At 69.6% G+C, this 24258-nt stretch carries 28 protein-coding genes; 18 read left to right on the top strand and 10 right to left on the bottom strand.

The window, feature by feature from the left end; all coding sequences use genetic code 11:
* Positions 1-33: 33 nt before the first annotated feature.
* Positions 34-1050, bottom strand: coding sequence for an SDR family oxidoreductase (locus Q0Q23_RS01750; RefSeq protein ID WP_295118375.1), 1017 nt, complete (start codon positions 1048-1050; stop codon positions 34-36).
* A gap of 142 nt (positions 1051-1192) precedes the next feature.
* Here Q0Q23_RS01750 and Q0Q23_RS01745 point away from each other — a divergent pair, with 142 nt between their 5' ends.
* Positions 1193-1540, top strand: a complete 348-nt coding sequence (locus tag Q0Q23_RS01745) for a hypothetical protein (RefSeq protein WP_295118372.1) — start codon at positions 1193-1195, stop codon at positions 1538-1540.
* A 9-nt stretch (positions 1541-1549) separates the two neighbouring features.
* On the top strand, positions 1550-2644 hold the full coding sequence (locus tag Q0Q23_RS01740; RefSeq protein WP_295118369.1) for an enolase C-terminal domain-like protein: 1095 nt from the start codon (positions 1550-1552) through the stop codon (positions 2642-2644).
* A gap of 217 nt (positions 2645-2861) precedes the next feature.
* On the opposite strand, the gene Q0Q23_RS01735 is transcribed toward Q0Q23_RS01740, so the two are convergent.
* A complete protein-coding gene (locus Q0Q23_RS01735; RefSeq protein ID WP_295118365.1) occupies positions 2862-3443 on the bottom strand; it encodes a Dps family protein in 582 nt (193 codons plus the stop codon).
* Positions 3444-3647: 204 nt separating this feature from the next.
* Positions 3648-3776: a hypothetical protein gene (locus Q0Q23_RS01730; protein WP_295118362.1), complete on the bottom strand. Its 129-nt coding sequence runs from the start codon at positions 3774-3776 to the stop codon at positions 3648-3650.
* 214 nt (positions 3777-3990) lie between these two features.
* Between Q0Q23_RS01730 and Q0Q23_RS01725 the strand changes: the two genes are divergently transcribed.
* From Q0Q23_RS01725 to Q0Q23_RS01715, 3 genes are all read left to right on the top strand, one after another.
* On the top strand, positions 3991-4197 hold the full coding sequence (locus Q0Q23_RS01725; protein WP_055922908.1) for a cold-shock protein: 207 nt from the start codon (positions 3991-3993) through the stop codon (positions 4195-4197).
* A gap of 131 nt (positions 4198-4328) precedes the next feature.
* Positions 4329-5423 (top strand): acyl-CoA desaturase, encoded by a 1095-nt coding sequence (locus tag Q0Q23_RS01720; protein WP_295118356.1) that lies wholly within the window; start codon positions 4329-4331, stop codon positions 5421-5423.
* 129 nt (positions 5424-5552) lie between these two features.
* A complete protein-coding gene (locus tag Q0Q23_RS01715; RefSeq protein ID WP_295118353.1) occupies positions 5553-6647 on the top strand; it encodes a GNAT family N-acetyltransferase in 1095 nt (364 codons plus the stop codon).
* A gap of 42 nt (positions 6648-6689) precedes the next feature.
* Here the strand turns inward: Q0Q23_RS01715 and Q0Q23_RS01710 are convergent, their stop codons facing one another.
* Positions 6690-7139 carry a MarR family winged helix-turn-helix transcriptional regulator gene (locus Q0Q23_RS01710; RefSeq protein ID WP_295118350.1) on the bottom strand — a complete coding sequence of 150 codons (450 nt, stop codon included), beginning with the start codon at positions 7137-7139 and terminating at the stop codon, positions 6690-6692.
* A gap of 76 nt (positions 7140-7215) precedes the next feature.
* Between Q0Q23_RS01710 and Q0Q23_RS01705 the strand changes: the two genes are divergently transcribed.
* Positions 7216-7629 (top strand): hypothetical protein, encoded by a 414-nt coding sequence (locus Q0Q23_RS01705; RefSeq protein ID WP_295118347.1) that lies wholly within the window; start codon positions 7216-7218, stop codon positions 7627-7629.
* Between the two features lie 68 nt (positions 7630-7697).
* Positions 7698-8075 carry a VOC family protein gene (locus Q0Q23_RS01700; protein WP_295118344.1) on the top strand — a complete coding sequence of 126 codons (378 nt, stop codon included), beginning with the start codon at positions 7698-7700 and terminating at the stop codon, positions 8073-8075.
* 23 nt (positions 8076-8098) lie between these two features.
* Here Q0Q23_RS01700 and Q0Q23_RS01695 read toward each other — a convergent pair whose 3' ends face one another.
* Both Q0Q23_RS01695 and Q0Q23_RS01690 read right to left on the bottom strand, forming a co-directional pair.
* Positions 8099-9064: a CPBP family intramembrane glutamic endopeptidase gene (locus Q0Q23_RS01695; protein WP_295118341.1), complete on the bottom strand. Its 966-nt coding sequence runs from the start codon at positions 9062-9064 to the stop codon at positions 8099-8101.
* The gene (locus Q0Q23_RS01690) at positions 9061-9672 is read right to left on the bottom strand and encodes a DUF3887 domain-containing protein (RefSeq protein ID WP_295118338.1); all 612 of its coding nucleotides are present in this window, start codon (positions 9670-9672) and stop codon (positions 9061-9063) included. Before Q0Q23_RS01690 ends, Q0Q23_RS01695 begins: the two co-directional genes overlap by 4 nt.
* Before the next feature lie 115 nt (positions 9673-9787).
* Here Q0Q23_RS01690 and Q0Q23_RS01685 point away from each other — a divergent pair, with 115 nt between their 5' ends.
* From Q0Q23_RS01685 to Q0Q23_RS01670, 4 genes are all read left to right on the top strand, one after another.
* Positions 9788-10414 carry a TetR/AcrR family transcriptional regulator gene (locus Q0Q23_RS01685; protein WP_295118336.1) on the top strand — a complete coding sequence of 209 codons (627 nt, stop codon included), beginning with the start codon at positions 9788-9790 and terminating at the stop codon, positions 10412-10414.
* Between the two features lie 239 nt (positions 10415-10653).
* Positions 10654-11571: an NADP-dependent oxidoreductase gene (locus Q0Q23_RS01680; protein WP_295118333.1), complete on the top strand. Its 918-nt coding sequence runs from the start codon at positions 10654-10656 to the stop codon at positions 11569-11571.
* Positions 11572-11598: 27 nt separating this feature from the next.
* Complete coding sequence (locus Q0Q23_RS01675; RefSeq protein ID WP_295118330.1) at positions 11599-12027, top strand: GNAT family N-acetyltransferase; 429 nt, start codon at positions 11599-11601, stop codon at positions 12025-12027.
* Between the two features lie 13 nt (positions 12028-12040).
* Positions 12041-12364 carry a hypothetical protein gene (locus Q0Q23_RS01670; protein WP_295118327.1) on the top strand — a complete coding sequence of 108 codons (324 nt, stop codon included), beginning with the start codon at positions 12041-12043 and terminating at the stop codon, positions 12362-12364.
* A gap of 50 nt (positions 12365-12414) precedes the next feature.
* Here Q0Q23_RS01670 and Q0Q23_RS01665 read toward each other — a convergent pair whose 3' ends face one another.
* Positions 12415-12561 (bottom strand): hypothetical protein, encoded by a 147-nt coding sequence (locus Q0Q23_RS01665; RefSeq protein WP_295118324.1) that lies wholly within the window; start codon positions 12559-12561, stop codon positions 12415-12417.
* 128 nt (positions 12562-12689) lie between these two features.
* Here Q0Q23_RS01665 and Q0Q23_RS01660 point away from each other — a divergent pair, with 128 nt between their 5' ends.
* Entirely contained in the window at positions 12690-14219 is a 1530-nt protein-coding gene (locus Q0Q23_RS01660; RefSeq protein ID WP_295118321.1) for a SulP family inorganic anion transporter, read from the top strand.
* Positions 14220-14249: 30 nt separating this feature from the next.
* Here Q0Q23_RS01660 and Q0Q23_RS01655 read toward each other — a convergent pair whose 3' ends face one another.
* Positions 14250-14492, bottom strand: coding sequence for a universal stress protein (locus tag Q0Q23_RS01655; RefSeq protein ID WP_363316229.1), 243 nt, complete (start codon positions 14490-14492; stop codon positions 14250-14252).
* A gap of 321 nt (positions 14493-14813) precedes the next feature.
* On the opposite strand from Q0Q23_RS01655, the gene Q0Q23_RS01650 reads away from it, so the two are divergent.
* Positions 14814-15311, top strand: a complete 498-nt coding sequence (locus Q0Q23_RS01650) for a universal stress protein (RefSeq protein WP_295118315.1) — start codon at positions 14814-14816, stop codon at positions 15309-15311.
* Entirely contained in the window at positions 15304-17994 is a 2691-nt protein-coding gene (locus tag Q0Q23_RS01645; protein WP_295118312.1) for an HAD-IC family P-type ATPase, read from the top strand. The genes Q0Q23_RS01650 and Q0Q23_RS01645 overlap by 8 nt, the downstream gene beginning before the upstream one ends.
* Here Q0Q23_RS01645 and Q0Q23_RS01640 read toward each other — a convergent pair.
* Positions 17991-18572: a DUF2202 domain-containing protein gene (locus Q0Q23_RS01640; protein ID WP_295118309.1), complete on the bottom strand. Its 582-nt coding sequence runs from the start codon at positions 18570-18572 to the stop codon at positions 17991-17993. The two genes, Q0Q23_RS01645 and Q0Q23_RS01640, sit on opposite strands and share 4 nt — an antisense overlap.
* A 171-nt stretch (positions 18573-18743) precedes the next feature.
* Between Q0Q23_RS01640 and Q0Q23_RS01635 the strand changes: the two genes are divergently transcribed.
* The 4 genes from Q0Q23_RS01635 (at position 18744) to Q0Q23_RS01620 (ending at position 23819) form a co-directional block, all read left to right on the top strand.
* Complete coding sequence (locus tag Q0Q23_RS01635) at positions 18744-18953, top strand: heavy-metal-associated domain-containing protein (RefSeq protein WP_295118653.1); 210 nt, start codon at positions 18744-18746, stop codon at positions 18951-18953.
* 52 nt (positions 18954-19005) lie between these two features.
* Positions 19006-21318 (top strand): cation-translocating P-type ATPase, encoded by a 2313-nt coding sequence (locus Q0Q23_RS01630; protein WP_295118306.1) that lies wholly within the window; start codon positions 19006-19008, stop codon positions 21316-21318.
* Between the two features lie 128 nt (positions 21319-21446).
* Entirely contained in the window at positions 21447-23483 is a 2037-nt protein-coding gene (locus tag Q0Q23_RS01625) for a heavy metal translocating P-type ATPase (protein WP_295118650.1), read from the top strand.
* Between the two features lie 33 nt (positions 23484-23516).
* On the top strand, positions 23517-23819 hold the full coding sequence (locus Q0Q23_RS01620) for a metal-sensitive transcriptional regulator (RefSeq protein WP_295118303.1): 303 nt from the start codon (positions 23517-23519) through the stop codon (positions 23817-23819).
* Between the two features lie 20 nt (positions 23820-23839).
* Here the strand turns inward: Q0Q23_RS01620 and Q0Q23_RS01615 are convergent, their stop codons facing one another.
* Positions 23840-24133 carry an SHOCT domain-containing protein gene (locus Q0Q23_RS01615; RefSeq protein ID WP_295118300.1) on the bottom strand — a complete coding sequence of 98 codons (294 nt, stop codon included), beginning with the start codon at positions 24131-24133 and terminating at the stop codon, positions 23840-23842.
* Positions 24134-24258: the final 125 nt, after the last annotated feature.

Below are 24258 nucleotides of genomic sequence, written 5' to 3'. Positions count from 1 at the left end.
GCAGACGCAGAGGCGACCGCCGCGTCCCCGCGGTCACGTGCGACGGGCTGCCAGGCCGATCAATCCCACGCCGGCCAACGCCGCACCCGCCGCTCCCAGCGCCCGCCGGTTCCGCGACGCCCACGCCTGGACGCTCGTCGCCTTCGACCGGTCGCCGAACGGACCGTGCGTGCCGTGGTCCTCGGTGCGGTCGGCCGGCTCCCAGAGGTTCGCGGGCTGGTCGGCGGGGCGCGGTTCGCCGGTCTGCTGCGACCGGTATCCGGTCGCGGCGAGGTAACGGTCGAGCAGGCCGGGGATGAGCCGGTTGCCGATGATGGTCTGCACCGTCGAGATGCCCACCCAGTACGCCCTGCGCGGCCGCACGGCCGCCTGGACGATCGTGCGGGCCGCGACCTCCGGCTGGTAGATCGGCGGCACAGGCTGCGCCTGCTCCGGGAGGCGCGACAGCAGCCACCGGAACTGCGGGGTGTTCATCGCGGGAAGGTGCACCATCGTGATCGCGACGTCGCTGTGCTCGTGCAGCAACTCGGTGCGCACCGACTCGGTGAAACCGACGATCGCATGCTTGGCGCCGCAGTAGGCGGACTGCAGCGGGATGCCGCGGTAGGCGAGCGCCGAACCGATCTGCACGATCGTGCCGCGGCCCGCCGGCCGCATGCGGCGCAACGCCGCCATGGTGCCGTAGACGAAGCCGAGGTAGCTGACCTCCGTCGTGCGGCGGAACTCCTCCGGGGCGATGCGGCCGAGCTCGGCGAAGACCGACGAGAACGCGCAGTTCACCCAGACGTCGATGCGGCCCCACTCGGTGACGACCCGCTCGGCCGCAGCCTCCACGGCGTCCGCGTCGGCGACGTCGACCGGCACCGTGATCGCACGGCCGCCCGCCGTGCGCACCTCGTCGGCCGCGGCCTCCAGTCCCGCTTCACCGCGGGCGAGCAGGGCGACGCTCGCTCCCGCGCGGCCGAACTCGATGGCGGCGGCACGACCGACGCCTCCGCTCGCGCCGGTCACGACGACGACAGCGCCCTCCAGGGTCTCGATCCGGTCCATCCGTGCTCCTTTCGTCTCCAGTGCGGATAGTCCGGCGACTTCCGGATCGGGTCAACCCCTTGCGTTCGCGCACAGGTTGGCATTGCATCCGGTTCGAGGCGTCGGGACTATCACCGTCGGGACTATCACGAAGGGACGAACAATGACCGTCAAGCTCAACCGGAAAGCCCTCGACCACGCGCGATCGCTGGTGAAGAAGGGCGATGTCGTCCGCGATGAACGCGACGACTGGAGCGAGGACGCGCCGAGCGCGGACGACGAGAACGCCTTCATCGAGAAGCACGGCTGGGAGCAGTACGCGCTGTGGCACCTCGGCGAGGACGCCGAGAAGAACGAGGAGACCAAGGGCCGATACAGCTTCCCGTACGGCGACTTCGTCAAAGTCCACCGCGGCGCGGTGATATCGCTCGAGAGCCGCGCTGCGCAGAACGATCACGACGACATCGCGTCGTCGACCAAGAAGCTGCTCGAGCAGATCGACGAGGACTGAGCAGACGCCATGACCGCGCGCGTGATCGGAACGCTCCCGACCGTGGACGAGGTCGAGACGCGCGTCCTCCGCATCCCCACCGATGCGCCGGAGGCCGACGGCACCGCCGCCTGGGACAGCACCACCCTGGTCGTGGTGCTGCTCCGAGCGGGCGGGACGACCGGACTCGGCTACACCTACAGCTCGGCGGCCGCGGCCGTCGTGATCGACGAGGAACTCGCTCCGGCGCTGCGGGGGCGATCGCTCACCGACCTGGGAGCCGTCGTCGCCGACCTGGAGCACGCCCTGCGCAATCCCGGCCGGCCGGGGATCGGCGCCTGTGCGCTGTCAGCCGTCGACGTCGCCCTGTGGGACGCGCGCGCTCGAGCGCTCGGCGTCCCCCTCGCCGACCTCCTCGGCCGGGTGCGTGCGTCGGCTCCGGTCTACGGAAGCGGCGGTTTCACGACCTACGACGACGAGCGGCTCCACGATCAGCTCGCCGGCTGGGCACGCGACGGCTGCCGCTGGGTCAAGCTGAAGATCGGGGAGTCGTGGGGAACGCGCGTGGAGCGCGACCTGCACCGCGTCGGCATCGCCCGAGCGGCGGTCGGGCCGGGCGTCGGCGTGTTCGTCGACGCCAACGGTGCCTACGGTGTGGCGCAGGCGCTGCGCGTCGACCGGGCGATGCGCGCCTTCGACGTCACCTGGTTCGAGGAGCCGGTGAGTTCCGACTACCCGGACCAGCTGGCGGCCGTGCGCGCTGGAGCGACTGCCGACATCGCGGCGGGCGAGTACGTGTACCGGCCGTCGGACGCCGTGGCCCTGCTCGGGTCCGTGGACTGCCTCCAACTCGACGTCACCCGCTGCGGCGGCTACAGCGGATGGCTGCAGCTCAGCGCCCTCGCGGCCGCCCACGGCGTCCCGGTGTCGGCGCACTGCGCACCGCAGCTCGCCGCCCACGCCGGCTGCGCGACCCGCGGGTTCCGCCACCTCGAGTACTTCCACGACCACGCCCGGCTCGAGAAGCAGGTGTTCGCCGGAACCCTGCCGCTCGTGGGCGGCGCGCTCACACCCGACCGGCGGCCCGGTCACGGGCTGTCGTTGCGCGACTCGGCGACCGTGTGATCCGCAGTCCGCGGAAGCCCCCGGCGGGTGTGCCCACGCAACAGTCCGGTGGCGAGGTCGCGCAGGTAGGACAGCCGTTGGGTGCGCGCCCCGTGTGCGCCCTCGCAAGCCCGAGGGGCCGCCGAGGGGCCGCCGAGGGGCGCGTAAATGCCCTCATCCGTAGCGTTTGAGGGCATTTGCGCGCCCCTCGGGCGCCCCTCGGGCGCCCCCCCGCGCGTCAGCGGGTGGCGGGGCGGCGGTTCTCGGCGCTGACCATCCAGGCCAGCTGCTCGAGGCGCTCGATGATCTGGTGCAGGATGTCGGCCGATGTCGGGTCGGCTTCGTCCACGTCGTCGTGCACCGAGCGCATCGTGCGCACGACGGTCTCGAGGCGGTCCGTGATGAGGTCGACCGCGTCGGTCGTGTCGATCTCGCCGTTCGGGAACGGCGCGAGCGCGGTCGTCTCCGCCACCGTGCGCGACCGCCCGTCGGTGGTCGCGTGCAGCGCGCGCAGCCGCTCGCCGACCGTGTCGCTGAACTCGCGGGCGGCCTCCACGATCTCGTCGAGCTGCAGGTGGAGGTCGCGGAAGTTGCGGCCGACGATGTTCCAGTGCGCCTGCTTGCCCTGCAGCGACAGCTCGATCAGGTCGACCTGCACGCGCTGGAGGTCGCTCGCGAGCGACGCCGGGGCGACGAACCCGTTCTCGGAGTTCTCGCGACGCGTCTCGTGCTCGCCCGGCGCCGCTCCCCTTGCGCGTGTGGTCCGGGGCGCAGCGGCGGCCTTGGTCTTCGTGCTCTGATTCTTCGACGTGGTTGCCATGCCTGATCTCCTTCGCTGGTCTCCCCGCGGAATCTAGGCCCGCCAGCGTGCGCCGCAAACCGGGTTGACCTCCGGCGGAAGTGTGATGAGGTATCGCCCTGCACGCTCGGGTACGCCGTGCTCTCTTGGGCCCGTCCAGGGCATTTCCGGGCGGGCCGTGTAAGGTGAGGCAACTTCTCTTCGCGTTGCAACGTCGCCGCGACCTCATCCCGCCTCGATCGAGGCGAAAGGACTCACCATCACCATCGCTCCGCGGCCGACGGCCGCACTGATCTGGCGCCAAGCCGACGACACGGTCTGGGTCGCCACCACGAACGACGGGTACGCCGGCATGGCCGAACTCGACGGCGGACGGTTCCGCGTGCTCGACGGCCGTTCGCGCCCCGTCGGATCCGCCCCCACCATCTCTGAAGCGGAGGCGCTGCTCACGCGCGCCCCGCACTCCCACTCGCACCGCGTCCGGCGCGGTGCCCGCAGCCGTCCGCGCCGATTCGGGCGCGGCGACCGGAGCCGCTCACCCGGCTCCCGAAGAATGAAGGAAGAAAAGATGCCCACTGGCACCGTCAAATGGTTCAACTCGGAGAAGGGCTACGGCTTCATCGCCCCGGATGACGGCAGCGCCGACGTCTTCGCCCACTACAGCGAGATCGCCGCCACCGGCGGCTACCGCAACCTCGACGAGAACCAGAAGGTCGAGTACGACCTCGCGCAGGGCCCCAAGGGCCCCCAGGCGGCCAACATCCGTCAGGCCTGAGAGTCCGGTGCCCGGCCGAACGGTCGGGCACCGCACCGGCAACGCCCAGCAACCGCGCCTACGCTGATGGCATCTCGGGCGATCCGCCCATCATCCTCGGCTGGGAAGTCGTCGCACCAGCGGAGGAAGCAATGACCGCACCCACTCTCGGCCCCGTTCTGCGGACACGCCCTCGTGACGAATCGCGCGCGCCGGTCACGAGCACGTACAACGAACTCCTGGCACGCGTTCGCGGCGAAGGTCTCCTCGAGCGTCGTCGCGGCTTCTACGTCGCCGTCTTCTCGCTCCTCACCGTCGGGCTGCTCGGCGCAGCGGCCGGCTTCGTGCTGCTCGGAGACTCCTGGCTCCAGTTGCTCATCGCGGGAGCCCTCGGCCTGATCTTCACCCAGTTCGCCTTCCTCGGCCACGAGGCCTCCCACCGACAGGTGTTCGCGTCAGGGCCGCACAACGACCGCGCAGGGCGGCTGATCGCGACGTGGCTGGTCGGCATGAGCTACCAGTGGTGGATGACGAAGCACACCCGGCATCACGCCAACCCGAACACCGAGGGCAAAGACCCCGACCTCGCGTTCGACACGATCTCGTTCACGGAGCGGGACGCGGCCCGTCAGCGCGGACTGCTGGCCGTGATCACGCGACGGCAGGGCTACCTGTTCTTCCCGCTGCTGCTGCTGGAGGGCGTCAACCTCCACGTGACCTCCATCCGATCGCTCTTGGCACGCGGACCGGTCGAGCGTCGCACGTCGGAACTCGTCGCCATCGGACTGCGACTCTCCGTCTACGTCGCGATCGTCTTCCTGATGCTGCCGGTGGGGCTGGCGTTCGCTTTCCTCGGGGTGCAGTTGGCCGTGTTCGGCGTCTACATGGGAGCGTCCTTCGCGCCCAACCACAAGGGGATGCCGCTGCTGCCCGCCGGCACGCGCGTCGACTTCCTGAACAAGCAGGTGCTGACCTCCCGGAACATCCGCGGCGGCTGGCGGATGAGCATCCTGATGGGCGGACTCAACCACCAGATCGAGCACCACCTCTTCCCCAGCATGCCCCGGCCGCACCTGCGCCGAGCGCGCGAGCTGGTGCGGCAGCACTGCGCCGCCCATGGGATCCCCTACACGGAGACCGGGCTGGTGGCGTCCTACCGGATCGTCATCCGCTACCTCAACCGCGTCGGCCTCGCCGCACGCGACCCGTTCGACTGCCCGGCGGCACACCGGTTCCGGCGGGCCTGATCCGCACGGGTCGTCCTTGCGGGCCTGCGCTCCGCTGTGGAATGCTGGCTCCCGTGATCCTCTGACCGCGTTTCCCTTCCTCCCCACGACCGTGGGTGAGTCGATCGATCCTGCGAACCACGAGGTTTCATGTCTTCCCCTGATCACACCATCACCATGCCCGGCTTCACCGTCGAGCCGCTCGTCGTCCCGGACACCGTCGACGCCGAGGACGCGGCGGACTTCGTCGCCTTCGCCGCGGTGCGCAGCGCCGTCGAGGCGGAGCAGCGCGGTAACGCCGGCGAGGTCATGACCGCGGCCGGGCTGCTGCCGGACTGGAAGGACGCGTCGAAGCCCATGACGGGGCTCGTCGCCAAGGTCGGCGGTCGCGTCGTCGCCCGCGGCAATCTGGCACTGCCGCTGAACGCCGCGGAGTGCTGGTGCGCCGTCTCCGTCCTGCCCGGCTTCCGCGGCCGCGGCATCGGCTCGGCGCTCTATGACCGTCTGGAGGAGCTGGCCCGGCTTGCCGGCCGCGCGACGATCCAGAATCAGACGACCTACCCCGCGGGCGTCGCGGGCGAGACGATCGCGGCCCCGACCGGTTTCGGGTCGGTGCCGGTCGACCTCCCCTCGACCCGGTTCCTCCGGCGTCACGGATTCTCGCTCGAGCAGGTGGGACGGATCAGCTCTCTGCCGCTGCCGGTCGACCCCGCCCCGTTCTCCGCGTGGCTCGAGGCGGCCACGACGGCGGCCGCCGGCTATCGGACGATCACCTGGCAGGGGCGGACCCCCGAGGAGTGGGTCGATGCCATCGCGTTCCTGCGCACCCGGATGAGCTCCGACGCCCCCAACGCCGGCATCGAGCTGACCGACGTCTGGACCGCCGAGCGCGTCCGCGCCGTCGACGACCTGTGGGCCGACAGCCCCCGCATCGCACTGACATCGATCGCGGTCGATGAGGCGACCGGCCAGGCCGTCGGCTTCACCGAGCTCGAGGTGTCGGCCGAGTCCGACCGACCGGCTGAGCAGATGGACACCCTCGTGCTGCGCGAGCACCGCGGTCACCGGCTCGGGATGATGCTCAAACTGGTCAACCTCCGCGAGCTGACCGTGCGGTTCCCCGGCTGCGAGAGCGTCGAGACGATCAACGCCGAGGAGAACCGTCCGATGCTCGACGTGAACGACTCGATCGGCTTCGTCGCGAGCTCCTTCTCGGCGCGCTGGCGCAAGGTGATCGCAGGATGAGCGCGGAGCGACGGTGACGGAGGCGGCCGGCCGACCCGGCGGTCAGCCGGCCGTGTCGCCGGGCTCACCGGCGCCGATGCCCAGCTTCGCGAGCAGCTTCGTGAGATCGGCAGCCTCGCGCGCCGTCAGAGGGGCCACCACGGCGTCCTGGGCGGCGTCGAGGGCGGCGTGCAGGCGGGGGAGCAGCGCCCGACCTTCACTCGTGAGAGCGACGATGGCGCGGCGCCGGTCCGTCGGGTCGGCACGTCGCTGCACGAGGCGACGCTCCCCCAGGTGGTCGATGGCCACGCTGACGTCCTTGCGGTCCATCGTCAGGCGCCTCCCGAGCTCGGCCTGACTGAGCTCGCCGTGCTCCTCCAGCGCGGCGAGGGCACGATACTGCAGCGGCCGGAGCCCGAACGGCTCGAAGGCTGCGGCGAGCAGCGTCTGTGCGCGCGCATTGGCCCGTCCCAGCAACCAGGTCGGGGTCGTCGAGACACGCGTGACGGACATCCCCGAAGCCTACCCCTTGTTGGGCTCCCCAACAATCTGTTATCGTTGGGCACACCAACGAATTGAAGGAGTCGACATGACCGCATTCGGACCCCAGCTGATCGGCGCGACGGAGAAGACCCTGAACGCTGTGCTGCGCCGCCTCCTCGCCGACGCCGCGCTGACCGAACCCCAGTGGGTCGCGCTGCGCCTGGCGGCCCAGAACGACACGGGAGCGAACCTCGCCACGATCGTCGGCGAGCGGGCCCACTTCGCGAACGCAGCGGCCATCGTGGCCGAGCTGACGCACCGCGGACTGATCGCCGACGAGACACCCACCCCGGCCGGCCACGAACTCCTGACCGAGCTGCAATCCCGCGTCGCGATCGCGACCGCGCCGATCTGGGCGGATCTCGACCCCCACGATGTCGCCGCGACCGAACGCGTGCTCGAACGCGTCGGACGCCGGGCCGGGCAGGTGCTCGCGGCCCTCTCGGCGTCCGTGGCCTGAGCGGGCCCTGCCCTGCCGCACTATGCCGGGGCTGGCGCAGGAGCAGCGCCCGACCGGATACTGATCCCGTGGAGATTCTGCAGGTCGCACAGCACGCCGACGACCTCGATCGCGCCGCGGCGTTCTACGAGAACCTGCTCGGCGAGGCGCCGGCCGCCCGCTTCGACCCGCCCGGCCTGCTGTTCTTCAACATCGGCATCGGCCGCCTCCTCCTCGAGCAGGGGGCGCCGTCGTCGCTCGTCTACATCCAGGTGGACGATGTGGCGCAGACCGTGGAGCGGCTGCGCGGGGAGGGCGTGCGGGTGGTCACCGAACCCCACGTCATCTTCACCCACACCGACGACACCCTCGGGCCGGCCGGCAACGACGAGTGGATGGCGTTCATCGAAGACAGCGAAGGCAACACGGTCGGGCTCGTGAGCCATGAGCCCCGACACGATCCGTGAGTCGGCCGCGACTCCTTTCGGCATCACAGGCCTTCAGGACGGGCCCCCTTGCGATCGAGCGTCGGCTGGATACGGAACTGGCGGAGCAGCGCGAGAACACCGATCAGGAGGGCGCAGACCACCCAGCCCGGCCAGCCCAGTGGAATGTAGTCGACCGGCGGTATCGGTGCGCCGGCGGCGAGCAGCAGCGTGCCGACACCGGCAGACGCGTTGAATGCTCCATGCGCCAGCACTGAAGGCCAGAGCGATGCCGAGCGCAGTCGCAGCCACCCGATGAGCACGCCATAGGTCACACAGCCCAGGACCATGAACAGGACCCCCCAGGCGTTCGGTTCGCCGAAGTTGTAGCCGAGCAGGATGATCGGGCTGTGCCACAGCCCCCAGATCAGCCCGGTGAGCAGCAGTGATCGGGCGGTGCCGAGGGGACGCAGGCTGGGGAGCAGCCAGCCCCGCCAGCCGAGCTCCTCTCCGACCGTGGCAACGGAGTTCAGCAGCCCGCCGACCGGGATGGCGATCAATTGGAGCAGCACGATCAGACCGACCGGGATACTGACGGAGGTGTGCACAGCCGCCAGCTGCGCACGGACGATCTGCGCGAAGTGCGAGAAGGTGACGAGGTCGAGGTGGATCGCTCCCACCGCGGCCGCCAGCAGCACGGAGAGCAGTGCGACGAGGATCGATCCGAACATCCCGATGAGCGCGAGCCCGATGATGCGCCGAGCGGGCCGGAAAGGCGCGACCCCCAGGTATTCGGCGACGTGCACCGGCCGTGGCCGCTGCACAACGAACACGACGAACAGCGCGGCGATCGCCGGCGTGTACATCATCGCGATCAGCAGTATCCCGGCGAGCGGGTTGCGCAGGCCGCCGTGCAGCCACAGCGGCGCGGCGACGAGCCACGCCAGTCCATAGGCGACAGCGATGTATACGCCGACGGCAGCCCACGGCACCCGCTCCGGACGGTCGAAGCGCGGAGCGGTGCCGCTCACTGGAGCGCCCCGGGCGCCAGGATGAAGAGCCCGGCGACCGTGCGGTCCGCCCGCACGCTGATTCGGGCGACCATCTCTCCCGCCTCGAAGCGCAGCGGCGTGTCGACGACGGTCACGTCGCCCAGCCGTCGAGCCTCGGGGACCCCGGCGCCCTCGAACTCGCCGACAGTGCCGACGACCTGCGCCCACGCGTCGCCCACGCCGGCGACGTCCAGAGCCGCCGCCATGCGCTCGTCGAATCGAGCGACGACCTCAGTCCATCGGGCGCCTGCCAGATCGCTCACGATCTCGGCCGCGATCTCGACCGCGCCATCCTGTGCTCTCGTATCCATGAGTTCTCCTGTTCTCGGATCCACCGGGTGACCGAACCGCTGGAACGCCGCCTGCCGAGAGATGCCGAGCGCGTCGCCGACCGCTTGCCAGGTCGCCCCGTCCTGCCGCGCCTGGTCGACCAGCGACGCCAGCAGTTCTTCGAGTTCACTTCGCAAGGAGGCCGTGCGGGTCACGACCCGCAGCAATCCCTCGAGGCTCGTCGTTTCCGTCGCCCGAACCGCGAGCGATTGAACCGAAGCCAGCAGGCCGGCGATGGCGGATAGGGTGTCGGTCATACGTAAAGAATAGCTTTACATATCCGGGAATTGTCAATAATCAGTTGCGCCGTGCCGCCCGCACGCGTTGCCGCGTCATCACCCCCCGCGTGCGCCTGCGACGTACCATGAGGGGATGACGGTGGCCACCGATCCGACGCCTGCGCGGCTGACCGCGCGCGGCGCGAGGACGCGCGACCGGATCGTCACAGCGGCCGCGGACCTGATGTTCGTCCGCGGAGTCGGGGCTACCACGCTCGACGACATCCTCGACGCCAGCGGCGTCAGCAAATCCCAGCTCTACCGCCACTTCGCGAACAAGGACCAGATCGTCCGCGCGGTGATCGGGCTCATGGGCGAGCGCGTCATCCAGCGCGAACAGGACGCGCTCGGCCGCGTCTCGACCCTGGCGGCCCTTCGCCGTTGGCGGGATGCACTCGTCCAGAACAACGCGCTTCGCCACGGTGCATATGGCTGCGCCCTCGGTTCGTTGGCCTCGGAGGTCGCCGACCACGACGATGTTGCGCGGCGTAGCTTGATGGCGCTCTTCACCGAATGGGAAGACCTGCTGGCCGCCGCGATCCGTCGCCTCCAGGACAACGGCACGCTTCGGAGTGACGCGCCCGTCGACGAGCTGGCGATCGGCTTGCTCGGTGCTGTGCAGGGCGGCTACCTGCTCGCCCAGACTGCGCGCGACGTGACGCCCATGGCGACATCGATCGACATGGCCCTCCGGCACATCGAGAGCTACTCCGCGAGCTGAGCCTTTCGCCGGTCGGATTCCTGGCGCACATCACCCCCGTAGACGGCTCTTCGCACTCTGCAAACAGGACTGTTTCGTCCATTTTGGGGGAGTCTGTTCCTTTTTGCATGCATGCACAGTTGACTGAAATTGGACTAGACAGTCCTTTTCTGGTTTACCATGTTCCATGATTCGGCCATCGGGTCGATGCTGGAAACACGGACCGCCATCGTGCGGAAGCTGTTGCAAGGAGGTGCCTCATGAAGGCGATAGTGGTGTCCGATCAGGCTGCGGGAGCCGCGGGAATGATCCTCGCGGACCGTCCGGAGCCCACGCCCGCAATCAACGACGTCCTCGTCGAGGTGCACGCCGCAGCGTACGTCCCCACCGAGGTCGGATGGCCCTCCACCTGGGTGGACCGGGCGGGCCGCGACAAGTCGCCGTCCATCCTCGGCCATGATGTCGCCGGTGTGGTGACCGCCCTCGGCTACGGCACCACAGGGCTCACGATCGGCCAGCGCGTCTTCGGCATCACCGACTGGCACCGCGACGGCACCCTCGCCGAGTACGTCGCGGTCGAGTCCCGCAACCTCGCGCCCCTGCCCGGCGACGTGGACTTCACCGTGGGCGCCAGCCTCCCGATTTCCGGCCTCACCGCCTGGCAAGGGCTCTTCCAGCACGGGCGCCTGCGGTCCGGCCAGACCGTCCTCGCCCACGGCGCCGCCGGAGCGGTCGGGACGATGGTGACCCAGCTCGCCCGTGAAGCCGGCGCCCATGTCATCGGCACGGGGCGCACGGCGGACCGCGAGAAGGCGCTCGACTACGGCGCTCACGAGTTCGTCGACCTCGAGAACGACGACCTCGACGACGTCGGCCGCGTCGACCTGGTGTTCGACGTCATCGGCGGCGCCATCCAGGAGAAGTCGGCGCTGCTCGTCCGCCCAGGCGGCACCCTCGTCACCGTCACCGGACTGGGTGCCGTCCGGCCGGAGGACGGCCTCTCCATCGACTTCGTCGTCGAGTCCGTGCCCTCGCAGCTGACCGAGATCGTCCAGCGCGTCCGCGACGGCCGCCTGCGCACCAACATCGACGAGATCGCCCCGCTCGACCGTGCCGTCGCGGCGCTCAACCCGTCTCAGCGGCGCAAAGGCAAGACCGTCATCAGCGTCCGCCCCTGACCAACGCTCCATCAGAGGAATGAACCCATGAACACCCCAGACTTCGAGTATCCCGACGAGGCCGGATATCCCGACGGTGTCGGAACCCTCACCCAGGATCAGGTCGTCCTGATCGACGAGGTGAGCGAAGATCACTCCCCCACGATCGAGTTCTTCGTCGTGAACAACGAGGAGACTTCCACCTACGAGGCGATCTCCGGGGACACCGTGATCGGTGGCCTGACCTACGACCTCACCGGCGAGAATCGGCTGGTCCTGGTCGCCGCCGCGGTGTTTCCCGCCTACCGGGGCCAGGGAGTCGCCACCGAACTCATCCGGCGCGTCCTCGATGAGATCCGCGCCGGCGGAAGCAGTGTCACCATCCTGTGCCCGATCGTGTGGGAGTTCATCGACCGCAACCCCTCATACGCGGACCTCATCGACACAGAACTCCCCGGACTGCGGAAGACCCGATAGGAGAAGTAGTCGCATGCACAACAAGAAGCCACAGCACTTTCCCGTGATGGACGGAGCCGAATCGGCGCCCCGGGAGGACCAGATCGCAGGGATCGTCCAACGGGTCTGGGCCGACTCACGCGTCTACCACCACGACGTGGAGACCCTGCTCCGGGAATGGCTGGACGCGGACGACTGCACCGTGACCGATGCCGAGTTCCTGACGTTGCTGGAGAAGGCCCGCGGGGAATTCGGCCGGATCGCGACCCCGGACGCCTCAGGATCTCCAGCGTGCCCCGCGCACTCGCTCGTCGCCTGCGTCTACTGGGACGTCCAACAGCTCGAACACCGGTCGTGACCGGATGCCTCCTCGGTTCGTGCCGACGTCTCACGGATTCCGGCGTTCCGTCAGAGTTCGCGGAGTAGCGCGCTGAACTCGTCGGCCATCTCGAGTTGGCGGGCGAGGTCCACCCGGCGTTCCTGCGTGTCGGCGAGGAAGCCGTCGAGCCGGGCGCGCGCAGCTGCGTCGTCGGGAGACCGGCGCAGGGCGTCCACCGGGTAGTGTTGAGGCCGGGCCCTGATGGCTCCGCCTCCCCCTGACTATCTCGCCGGTCGCCCGTGTGCCGACCCGCAGCGAACACCCCCGACCGACGCGCCGCGGCGCGCCCTCAAGGAGTCGATCCATGCCCTCGAGCCTGAAACAGCTGGTGCTGGCCGCCACGGTCGGCGTGCCGACCGATGACGGCGACGTGCGGGTGATCGACGCGGTACGCCGCCCGCGGCTGCTGACCCGTGAACTGCTGGCCGGCCTCGTCGTCGGGCTGGCCCTGATCCCGGAGGCGATCTCGTTCTCGATCGTCGCCGGCGTGAGCCCGAGCGTGGGCCTCTACTCCTCGGTGATCATGGCGATCGTCATCTCGATCACGGGAGGCCGGCGAGCGATGATCAGTGCCGCAACCGGCTCGATCGCACTCGTCGTCGCGCCCGTCGCCCGGGAGCACGGCCTCGACTATCTGGTCGCCACGATCATGCTCGCCGGGCTCCTGCAGATCGCGCTGGGCGCGGTCGGGTTCGCGAAGCTGATGCGCTTCATCCCCCGCAGCGTGATGGTCGGCTTCGTGAACGCACTGGCGATCCTGATCTTCATCGCCCAGCTGCCGCACCTGATCCACGTGACCTGGCTGGTGTATCCGCTCGTCGGGCTGGGCATCCTGATCATCGTCTTCTTCCCGCGCGTCACGAAAGCCGTCCCGGCTCCGCTCGTCGCCGTGATCGCGATCACCGCGATCACTCTGCTCGGCAATCTCACCGTGCCCACCGTCGGAGACGACGGTAAGGTGCCTGCGGGACTGCCCGACCTGTTCTTCCCGCACGTGCCGTTCACGCTGCACACGCTCACGATCATCGGCCCGTTCGCGCTGGCGGCGGCTCTGGTGGGGCTGGTGGAGTCGCTGATGACGGCGAAGCTCGTCGACGACATCACCGAGACCGGCTCGAACAAGACCCGCGAGTCCATCGGTCAGGGCATCGCACAGATCGCCTCCGGATTCTTCGGAGGCATGGGCGGCTGCGGCATGATCGGCCAGACCATGATCAACGTGCGCGAATCCGGCGCCCGCACCCGACTCTCCACGTTCTCGGCGGGCGTGTTCCTGCTGATCCTCATGGCCGTCTTCCACGACCTCGTCAATCAGATCCCCATGGCCGCACTCGTCGCGGTCATGGTCATGGTGTGCGTCGGCACATTCGACTGGCACTCCGTGCGCCCCTCGACGCTCAAGCGCATGCCCGCGGGCGAGACCACCGTCATGGTCCTCACCGTCGCCGTCGTGGTCGCCACCAACGACCTCTCCATCGGCGTCGTCGTCGGCGTGATCGCCGCCATGATCGTCTTCGCCCGCCGCGTCGCAGCCGTCACGACAGTGACGCGCACCCTGCCGGCCGACGGCACCGCGCACTACCAGGTGGACGGCGAACTGTTCTTCGCCACCAGCAACGAGCTCACCCGCCGCTTCGACTATGCGTGCGACCCGCAGCATGTCACCATCGACCTGAGCGGCTCACACGTCTGGGACGCCTCGACCGTGGCGGCGCTCGACGCCATCGAGACGCGCTACGCCCGGCACGGCAAGACCGTGACCGTCGAGGGCATGAACCAGGCCAGCACCCGCTTTCACGCGCGACTCACCGGGCAACTGGGCGGCGAGGGCTGAGGGTCCGTACCCGATGAGCCCGGACGGGCTTCAACCCGTCGGGTGAACGTGCGGGACGACCAACGTCGGGCACACGGCTCGGTGTGCGCTATGGGAACTGACCGAGCCGAGGAGAAGGCTGCGGAAGCCACCACGGCCTCGATTGCCGACCACGAGCAGGGCAGCAGCCGAGGCCGCATCGACGAGGGCCTGGCCCGGGTCGCCGAGGGCACCGATGAAGCGCACATCGGCCTCCGGATGTCGTCCGGCGATCACCCCGGCGTCTGTTCGCAGTTGGTCTCGAACCGTGGCGGAGGCCTCGTCGAAGGACGGGACGTACCCGTCGCTCCACAGCAGCCCGGACGGATGGTCGTCGATGGTCCAACGGCGGGGCCGCGAAAAGCTCGGCGAACTCGATGGCTCTCACCAGGGCCAGGTCGGCATGGTGGGAGCTGTCGTGGCCGACCACCACGGCTCCTGACTCCGCTGCGCTCGGCTCAGCCACAGTGACCACCTGCCTTCCTGGGGTGGTCCGAAGCCTATCGACTCCATCGCAACCACGGGGAGGACCTTTGCCTCTTGCCCGCCGCGCACTGGGCCACAACACTCAACGCCATGACTGACGATCGAGGCAAGGATCATCCCCATCCCCACTGGCTTCCGTGGGCCCGTCCCGGTGTGCTGGTCGGTGTCGACGGCTCGGCGCCGTCAGCAGCGGCATTGCGGCGGGCGATCGAGTTGGGTGAGCAGCTGCACCTTCCCGTCCACGCCGTTCACGCCTGGGAGTATCCGACGCTCATCTTCGACGCGCAGGTGATCCTGCCCGACGAGGTGCGCCAGGACGCGGAGCGGGTACTCACCACGATGACTGCCGACATCTTCGCAACGGACGGGCAGCCGCCGTGGTTCACCACCAGCGCCGAACGGGGCGGCGCGGCGGATGTGCTGATCGACGGCTCGCGCGGCGCCGAGATGCTGGTGGTCGGCAGCCGGGGACGTGGAGGCTTCGCGGGCCTGTTGCTCGGCTCAGTGAGCTCGCAGTGCGCAGCACATGCCCACTGTCCCGTGCTCATCGTCCACCCTGAGGAGGCGGAGCCGTCGGCGCATGGCTGACCCGCGCCCGCTGCGGCCGCCGGAGCCCGACGGGGCGGAAGCCCGGGCGACGCCGAACTGGCATTCGATGAGCGCTGACGCCGCGCTCCGGCGGCTGGGAACGTCGCCGTTGGGGCTGGCGTTGACGGAGGTGACGACCCGGCAGCAGCGGTACGGGGAGAATTCGCTCCCTCTCGCACCGCCCACCCGGTGGTGGGTGGTGCTGTTGCGGCAATTCGTCAGCCCGCTGATCGGCATCATGGTCGTCGCCAACCTGATCACGATCGTCCAGCAGCACTGGGTGGACGCCGCCGCGATCGGCGTCGTGCTCGTGCTCACCGTGACGCTCGGGTACTGGCAGGAGCGCAAAGCAGAACGGGAGGTGCATGCCCTCCGGTCCCTCTCCTCCTCCGTCGCTCATGTGCGCCGCGACGGGACCATCCGGGTCATCCCGGCCTCCGAGCTGGTACCGGGAGACATCGTGGCCGTGGTCGGCGGCGAACGGGTTCCCGCCGATCTGCGGATCGTGGAGGCGAACCGCCTCCGGGTGGACGAATCGATGCTGACCGGCGAATCCCTCCCCGTGGCCAAGACCACCACGCCCGTGCACCAGGGTGCGCCGGTCGCGGAACGCCACGACATGGCCTTCAGCGGCGCGCTCGTCACCAGCGGCCGCGGCCTCGGCGTGGTCGTGGCCACCGGGCCGAGCACGGAGCTGGGCGCGATCGAGCAACTGATGACGGCACCGCCGCCGCCCACCCCGCTGCAGGTGATGACCCGGACGCTGGAGTGGCGGATCGGCGGCGCCATCCTGGTGGCCGTCCTGTTCCTCTTCGTCGCCGGGCTGGTCAGCGGCTTCACCGTCGGCGAGATGTTCCAGACAGCGGTCGCCCTGACGGTGGCGGCCATCCCGGAGTCGATGCCCGTCATCCTGACCATCGCTCTCAGCGTGGGGATCTCCCGGATGGCCCGCCGCAATGCGATCGTGCGAAGGCTGCCCGCCGTCGAGACGCTCGGATCGACTACCGTGATCGCCTCGGACAAGACCGGGACCCTCACCCAGAACCGATTGACCGTCGAGCAGGTCTGGACTGTCGGAGGGTACTGGGAACCAGGCATGCCCGCGGACCCCGATACCGTCGCCGTCCTCCGGGCCGGAGCCCTCACGAACGAGTCGTCGCGCACGGGTACAGGCGAGTTCCACGGCGACCCCGTCGACGTCGCGATGAGCAGCGTGGCCCTGGACGCATCCGCGGTCTCGGCCACCGAGATCACGGCGGCTCCCGAACGCCATACGCCGTACGAGCCGGTGCTGGGGTACTCGCAGTCCGTCCGCACCGTGCCCGGCGGGCAGCGCCTCCTCTATGTCAAGGGCGCACCGGAGACCCTGCTCGCGGCGAGCACCAGCCTGCGCACACTGCACGGTTCCCGGCCGCTGAAGGCGAGCACGGTCAGCGAGGCCAACGCGGTACTGGCCCGCGAGGGGCTGCGCGTGGTGGCCACCGCATCCCGCCGGCTGGGGCCGGACGAACTCACCAGCGACCCACTGCCCCCGCCCGCAGGCCTGGAGTTCCTCGGACTGGAGGGGATGACGGATCCCCCGCGCGAGGGCGTCGCCGACGCCATAGCGGCGTGCGCGGCCGCCGGCATCGCCGTGAAGATGGTCACCGGCGACCAGCCGACCACCGCGGAAGCCATCGCCGCCCGCCTCGGCCTGGCCTCCGAAGGACCGCCGCTGACCGGAGCCGAGATCGGCACACTCGACGACAACATGCTCGCCGCGAGACTCGAGGAGACCAGCGTCGCCGCCCGGATGGTCCCGCAGGACAAACTGCGCATCGTCCGGGCGTTGCAGAGCCGCGGCGAGGTCGTCGCGGTCACAGGCGACGGCGTCAACGACGCCCCAGCGCTCCGGGCCGCACAGATCGGCGTGGCGATGGGACGCTCCGGCACCGACGTCGCCCGGGAAGCGGCGGGTCTGGTACTGACCGACGATGACTTCGTCACCATCGTCCACGCCGTCGAACAAGGTCGCGTCACCTTCGCCGCGATCAGGAACGCGACCTTCTTCCTGCTCTCCACGGCTGTCGCGGCCGTGCTGGCGCTCTCGATCAACGTGCTCCTCGATCAGCCACTGTTGTTCCTGCCTGTGCAGATCCTGTTCATCAACGTCGTCACCAGCAGCATCCAGGACATCGCCCTCGCCTTCGAACCGGCCCGCGGAGACGAGCTCTCCCGGCCGCCCCGCTCACCCCAGGAAGGCGTCCTGTCGCGACGTCTCTGGTATCGCACGTTCATCACCGGCGCGTGGATGGGACTGATCGTGCTCCTCGTCTTCGGGTGGGCCCTCCATGTCGGCGACAGCGTCGAGCACGCGAGAACCCTCGCACTGGTGCTGTTCGTGATCTTCAACGTGTTCCAGGTCGGAAACGCCCGCGCCGAGACGGCGTCGCTCCTGCGCCTGAACCCGTTCAGCAACCCGCTGCTGTTCGCCACCGCGTTCGGGTCGGTTCTGGTCGTCGCCGCGTTGCTCGCCTGGCCCGCGGCGACGCTCCTTCTCGGGCTCGCCCCGCTGACGCTCACCGAGTGGGCGATGATGGCGGCGCTCGCCCTGACCGTCCTCGCCATCGTCGAAGCCGACAAGCTCATCTGGGCGGCCATCGACCGCAGGAACACGCGAGCCCGAGGGCGCCGCGAACGCTAGTCGAGCTGCGACTCGAACGCCTGCAGGTGGTTCCGCGAACCGGCGAGCAGCCGCTGCAGGACCGCAGTCGTGGCGGCGTCGGTGGTCGTCTTCAGATCCGCGCTCAGGTCGGCGATGTCCTTCTGCTCGATGGCCACTCCCGCCTTGTACGCCTCCGTCAGACTCGCGCTCCCCTGCTGCACGAGCTGGTCGTACAGGCGTTGGATGTCCGGATCGGAGAATTCCCCGGCCGTCGACGACCGCGGATCCGCGATGCCCTTCGAGGCGAGCAGCGGCACCAGGAGCTGCTGGTGCGTCACCTCGCTCGCCATGATGTTGCTGAAGATCCGGACGCCCCAAAGCTCATCGAACCGCTGATACACGTCGTGCGCGAGCTTCTCCTCCTCGATCAGATACTGCAGGCGCGCCGCCTCATCCGTCGGAGCGGGAGAGACGGATGCTGGTGCGGACGCCGTAGGCGACGGCGGCTCGGCGGGAGCGGTGCCGCCGCTGCCCGGTCCGGTGACGCTGCAACCCGCCGTCGCTGTGAGCAGCGCGATGCCGAGCACCGAGGCGTATGTCGTGGCCGATCTTCTCATGAGGACCCCCTGATGTGACGGTGATGCTCGAAGGCTAGGTCGTGCGATGCTCTCGCCACCGGGCCGAACGTCCCTTCGGGATCCTTTCGACAAGCCGGGAATACCTTCTGGGGGTATGCGTGTTATCGTGATCGTCATACCCATTAGGGGTATTCGACGAAAGGATCGATGATGCGCGAGAACGTGTACCAGGTGACCGGCATGACCTGTGGCCACTGCGAGATGTCCGTCCGTGAAGAAGTCGAGCGGGTGGCGGGCGTGACCGCCCTCACCGTGAGCGCGCAGACCGGAAAGCTGGTCGTGAGCTCGGCCGAGCCGATCGACGACTCTGCGGTGCTGGCCGCGGTCGAAGAGGCCGGCTATTCCGCCGTACGCGCCTGAAAGACCCAGCACAGCGACCCGCGCCCACGGCACTCTGATCGAGGAGGTTCACATGAGCATCACGACCCCGGCCGATGAGCCGAACACGGCTGTAGAGCTCGAGATCGGCGGGATGACCTGTGCCTCCTGCGCGATGCGGGTCGAGAAGAAGCTGAACAAGCTCGATGGAGTCACCGCGACGGTCAACTACGCCACCGAGAAGGCGAAGGTGACCGCTCCTCGCGGGTACGAGGTCGCCGCGCTGATCGCGGAAGTGGAGAAGGCGGGCTACACCGCCGCCGTGCCCGCACCGCCGACTCCTCCTGCCGAGCAGGCCGCGACGGAACCGGTCGACGCGGAGCTCGCCTCTTTGCGCACACGGTTGCTGATCTCCGTGGCGCTGACCGTGCCGGTGGCCGCCCTGGCGATGGTCCCGGCGCTCCAGTTCACGTACTGGCAGTGGGCCTCCCTGACGCTCGCGGCGCCGGTCGCCGTCTGGGGTGCGTGGCCGTTCCACAAGGCCGCATGGACGAACCTCCGGCACGGTGCGGCGACGATGGACACCCTGATCTCCGTGGGCGTGACAGCCGCCTTCCTCTGGTCGCTCTACGCACTGCTCCTCGGCACAGCGGGCATGCCCGGCATGACGCACGCCTTCGAGCTCACGCTCGCGCCCTCGGACGGCGCGTCGAACATCTACCTGGAGGTGGCCTCCGGGGTGACGGTGTTCATCCTCGCCGGGCGCTACTTCGAGAAGCGGGCGAAGCGGCGGGCGGGAGCCGCCCTGCGCGCGCTGCTGGAACTGGGCGCGAAGGAGGTCGCGGTGCTCCGCGGCGGGGTGGAGTCGCGGATCCCCGTCGAGCAGTTGCGGGTGGGCGACGAGTTCGTGGTCCGCCCCGGAGAGAAGATCGCCACCGACGGCGTCGTCGTCTCCGGCAGCTCGGCCGTGGATGCGTCGATGCTCACCGGCGAGTCCGTCCCCGTCGAGGTCGTCGCCGGTGACGCGGTGGCCGGCGCCACCGTCAACGCCGGCGGCCGGCTGGTCGTCCGGGCGACCCGCGTCGGGTCCGAGACACAGCTCGCCCAGATGGCAAAGCTCGTGGAGGACGCGCAGACGGGCAAGGCGGAGGTTCAGCGGTTGGCCGACCGGGTCTCGGCCGTGTTCGTGCCGATCGTGATCGGGATCGCTGTCGTGACCCTCGCGGCCTGGCTGATCGCCGGGTTCCCCGTCGCCGCCGCCTTCACCGCCGCCGTCGCCGTCCTCGTGATCGCCTGCCCCTGCGCGCTCGGGCTGGCCACGCCGACCGCCCTGCTGGTCGGGACGGGACGGGGAGCCCAGCTGGGAGTCCTCATCACGGGGCCCGAAGTCCTCGAGTCCACCCGCACTGTCGACACCGTCGTGCTCGACAAGACCGGCACGGTGACCACCGGCCGCATGACGCTCGTCGAGACGGCACCGGAGTCCGGCACCGACCGCGATGACCTGCTGCGGCTGGCCGGCGCGCTCGAGCACGCCTCCGAGCACCCGATCGCGCAGGCAATCGCCAAGGCCGCCGCCGAGCAGGGCGGCGCTCTCCCACCCGTCGGCGAGTTCCAGAACATCGAAGGCCGAGGCGTTCAGGGCGTCGTCGAGGGGCACGCCGTGCTCGTCGGCCGCGACTCGCTCCTGGCCGACTGGTCGCTCGCACTCAGCCCAGAGCTCGACGCCCGCAAATCGGCTGCCGAAGCCGGAGGCAAGACGGTCGTGACGGTCGCCTGGGACGGCCAGGCCCGCGGCATCCTCATCGTGGCCGACACGCTCAAGCCGACCAGCGCCGAGGCTGTCGCCGGCCTCCGGAAGCTCGGGCTGACGCCGATCCTCCTCACCGGAGACAACCAGGCAGTCGCCCAGCGGATCGCAGCCGAAGCGGGTATCGACCGGGTCATCGCCGAGGTCCTCCCTCAGGACAAGGTGGCCGTGATCGCCGGGCTGCAGCAGGAGGGACGGATCGTCGCGATGGTCGGCGACGGCGTCAACGACGCACCCGCCCTCGCGCAGGCCGACCTCGGCCTGGCGATGGGGACCGGCACGGATGCGGCCATAGAGGCCTCGGACATCACCCTGGTGCGCGGCGACCTGCGCGGCGCGGTCGACGCCATCCGGCTCTCCCGGAAGACCCTCCGGACGATCAAGTCGAACCTCTTCTGGGCCTTCGCCTACAACGTCGCCGCCATCCCGATCGCCGCCCTCGGGCTGCTGAACCCGATGCTCGCCGGAGCGGCCATGGCCGCCTCCAGCGTGTTCGTCGTCGGGAACAGCCTGCGCCTGCGCAGCTTCACCAGCATCGTGCCGAGCACGGTGTCACACTCGAACCAGAGCATTCGCACAACGGAAGTGACCTCATGACCGACCCGCACGCTCACCACCAGCACACCGGGACCGCCGAAGCCGCGGCCCACGAGATGCCCACCACCGGCGACCGCGCCGCCAGGGATCACGGCAGCATGGACCACTCGGGCATGGACCACGCTGGCATGGACCACGCCGGCCACGCGGGGCACTCCGGCCACGGGGGGCACTCGGGGCACGCCGGCCACGGCGATCACGTCGGGCAGTTCCGGCGCCTGTTCTGGATCAACCTGATCGTCGCCGTTCCCGTCGTCGCGACGTCGCAGATGTTCGCGATGATCCTCGGGTACACCGTGCCCGCCTGGGCACTCTGGATCGCGCCCGTACTCGGCACCGTCATGTACGTCTGGGGCGGCTGGCCCTTCCTCAGCGGCGCCTACAGCGAGCTGAAGAGCCGCACACCGGGCATGATGCTGCTGATCGGACTGGCGATCACCGTCGCGTTCGTCGCCTCCTGGGGAGCCACCCTCGGCCTGCTCGACCACGAGCTGGAGTTCTGGTGGGAGCTCGCCCTCCTGATCGTGATCATGCTGCTCGGCCACTGGATCGAGATGCGCTCCCTCGCCCAGACCAGTTCGGCGCTCGACTCCCTCGCCGCCCTCCTCCCCGACGAGGCGGAGCGGGTCGAGGGCGACACGACCGTGAAGGTCGCCCCCGCCGATCTCCGCGTGGGCGATGTGGTGCTGGTCCGGCCCGGCGGAAGCGTTCCCGCCGACGGCCGGATCGTGGACGGTCGCGCCGAGATGGACGAGTCGATGGTGACCGGCGAGTCCCGCCCCGTCTCCCGCGGCGACGGGGATGCCGTGACCGCGGGAACGGTGGCAGTCGACTCCGGCCTCCGGGTCGAGGTCACCGCCGTCGGCGACGACACCGCCCTCGCCGGCATCCAGCGCTTGGTCACCGAGGCGCAGAACTCGTCCTCCCGCGCCCAGCGCATCGCCGACCGCGCCGCCGCACTGTTGTTCTGGTTCGCTCTCAGCGCCGCCATCATCACGGCGATCGTCTGGACCCTCGTCGGCAGCCCCGACGACGCGGTCGTACGCACCATCACGGTGCTCGTGATCGCCTGCCCGCACGCGCTCGGGCTCGCCATCCCGCTCGTCGTCTCCATCGCGACCGAGCGCGCCGCCCGCGGCGGTGTGCTGGTCAAGGACCGGCTCGCGCTGGAGAGCATGCGAACGGTGGACACCGTCTTGTTCGACAAGACCGGCACCCTGACCAAGGGCGAGCCGACCGTCACCGCGATCGCACCCGTCGGCGGGATGGCGGAGGACGAGGTCCTCGCCCTCGCAGCGGCGGCCGAGGCCGACAGCGAGCACCCGTTGGCCACCGCCATCGTGCGCGCCGCCCGCGAGCGCGAGCTGACCGTGCCCACTGCCACGGGGTTCTCCTCCTCCCCGGCCGTCGGTGTGACCGCCACCGTCGACGGGTCGGAGATCCGTGTCGGCGGTCCGCGCCTTCTCGAGGATGCGGGAGCCACCGAGGTCGACCAGGCCGATTCGTGGCGCGGCGAGGGGGCGATCATCCTGCACGTCCTCCGCGACGGCACCCTGATCGGCGGACTGAAGCTCGCCGACGAGGTCCGTCCGGAGTCCCGGGAGGCGGTCGACGCGCTCCACAAGCTCGGAATCCAGGTCGTGATGATCACCGGCGACGCCGAAGCGGTCGCGAACGCGGTCGCCGCCGAACTCGGCATCGACCGCACCTACGCGCACGTGCGACCGGAGGACAAATCCAGCACCGTCGCCGAACTCCAGAAGGAGGGCCGGAAGGTGGCGATGGTCGGCGACGGCGTCAACGACGCACCCGCCCTCGCGCAAGCCGACGTCGGCATCGCGATCGGCGCGGGAACCGACGTCGCGATCGCCTCCGCCGGTGTCATCCTGGCGAGCTCCGACCCGCGCAGCGTGCTCTCGGTCATCGAGCTCTCGCGCGCCAGTTACCGCAAGATGAAGCAGAACCTCTGGTGGGCCGCCGGCTACAACCTGATCTCCGTCCCCCTCGCCGCCGGCGTGCTCGCCCCGATCGGCTTCGTGCTGCCCATGTCCGTCGGCGCGATCCTCATGTCGCTGTCGACCGTCGTGGTCGCCCTGAACGCCCAACTGCTCCGCCGGCTCGACCTCGCCCCCGAGCTCAGCACCCGGGCCATCCTCACCCGCTGACGCCGTCCTTCTCCCACTGACGAAAGGCCCCCGATGACCGACCACGACCACACCGAGTACGGCTACATCACCGACAAAGACAAGTACCTGAACCGCCTCAAGCGCATCGAAGGCCAGGCGCGGGGGATCTCACGGATGGTGGATGAAGAGCAGTACTGCATCGACATCCTGACCCAGATCAGCGCCCTCACCAGCGCCCTGCAGGCCGTCGCCGTCGGCCTCCTCGACGACCACCTCAAGCACTGCGTCGTGGACGCCGCCAGGCTGGGCGGCGACGAGGCCGACATCAAGATCAAAGAGGCGAGCGACGCAATCGCCCGCCTCGTGCGCTCCTGACCCCAGCGCCGATCGGAGGCCTAACCGCCTGAGCGCCCGAGCTCGTCCCGTCGCCGGATGTACTCCTCGTGATCGATCTCACCCCGGGCATACCGCTCATCGAGGATCGCCCTCGCCGACGAGTTCGGCGGAGGAACCGCGCCGGAACCACCCGACGGGCCGCGCCGGGTCAGCGTGACGACCAGCACGACGACCACGGCGATGATCAGCAGCGGAACGAGCAGCCACACGATCCACCACGCCCCCGCGCCGCCCATCATCCACCCGTACATGGCCGCCTCCTCAGTCGAGTTCTGCGACCAGCGTGGGCTCACGGCGAGGCAGTGCAGCGGGTACAAAGTCCCGCGCCGATGAGGCGAAAGAGTATGACGCACCGGATGCGCACGTTGCCGAGCTTTCGAGGGAGCTTCGGTAGCAGTACCTGTTCAAAGCGGTGAGT

Origin of the sequence: uncultured Leifsonia sp. (genome assembly GCF_945957465.1) — a bacterium.
Taxonomy (GTDB): Bacteria; Actinomycetota; Actinomycetes; order Actinomycetales; family Microbacteriaceae; genus Leifsonia.
This window is presented reverse-complemented; position numbering and strand designations above follow the sequence as displayed.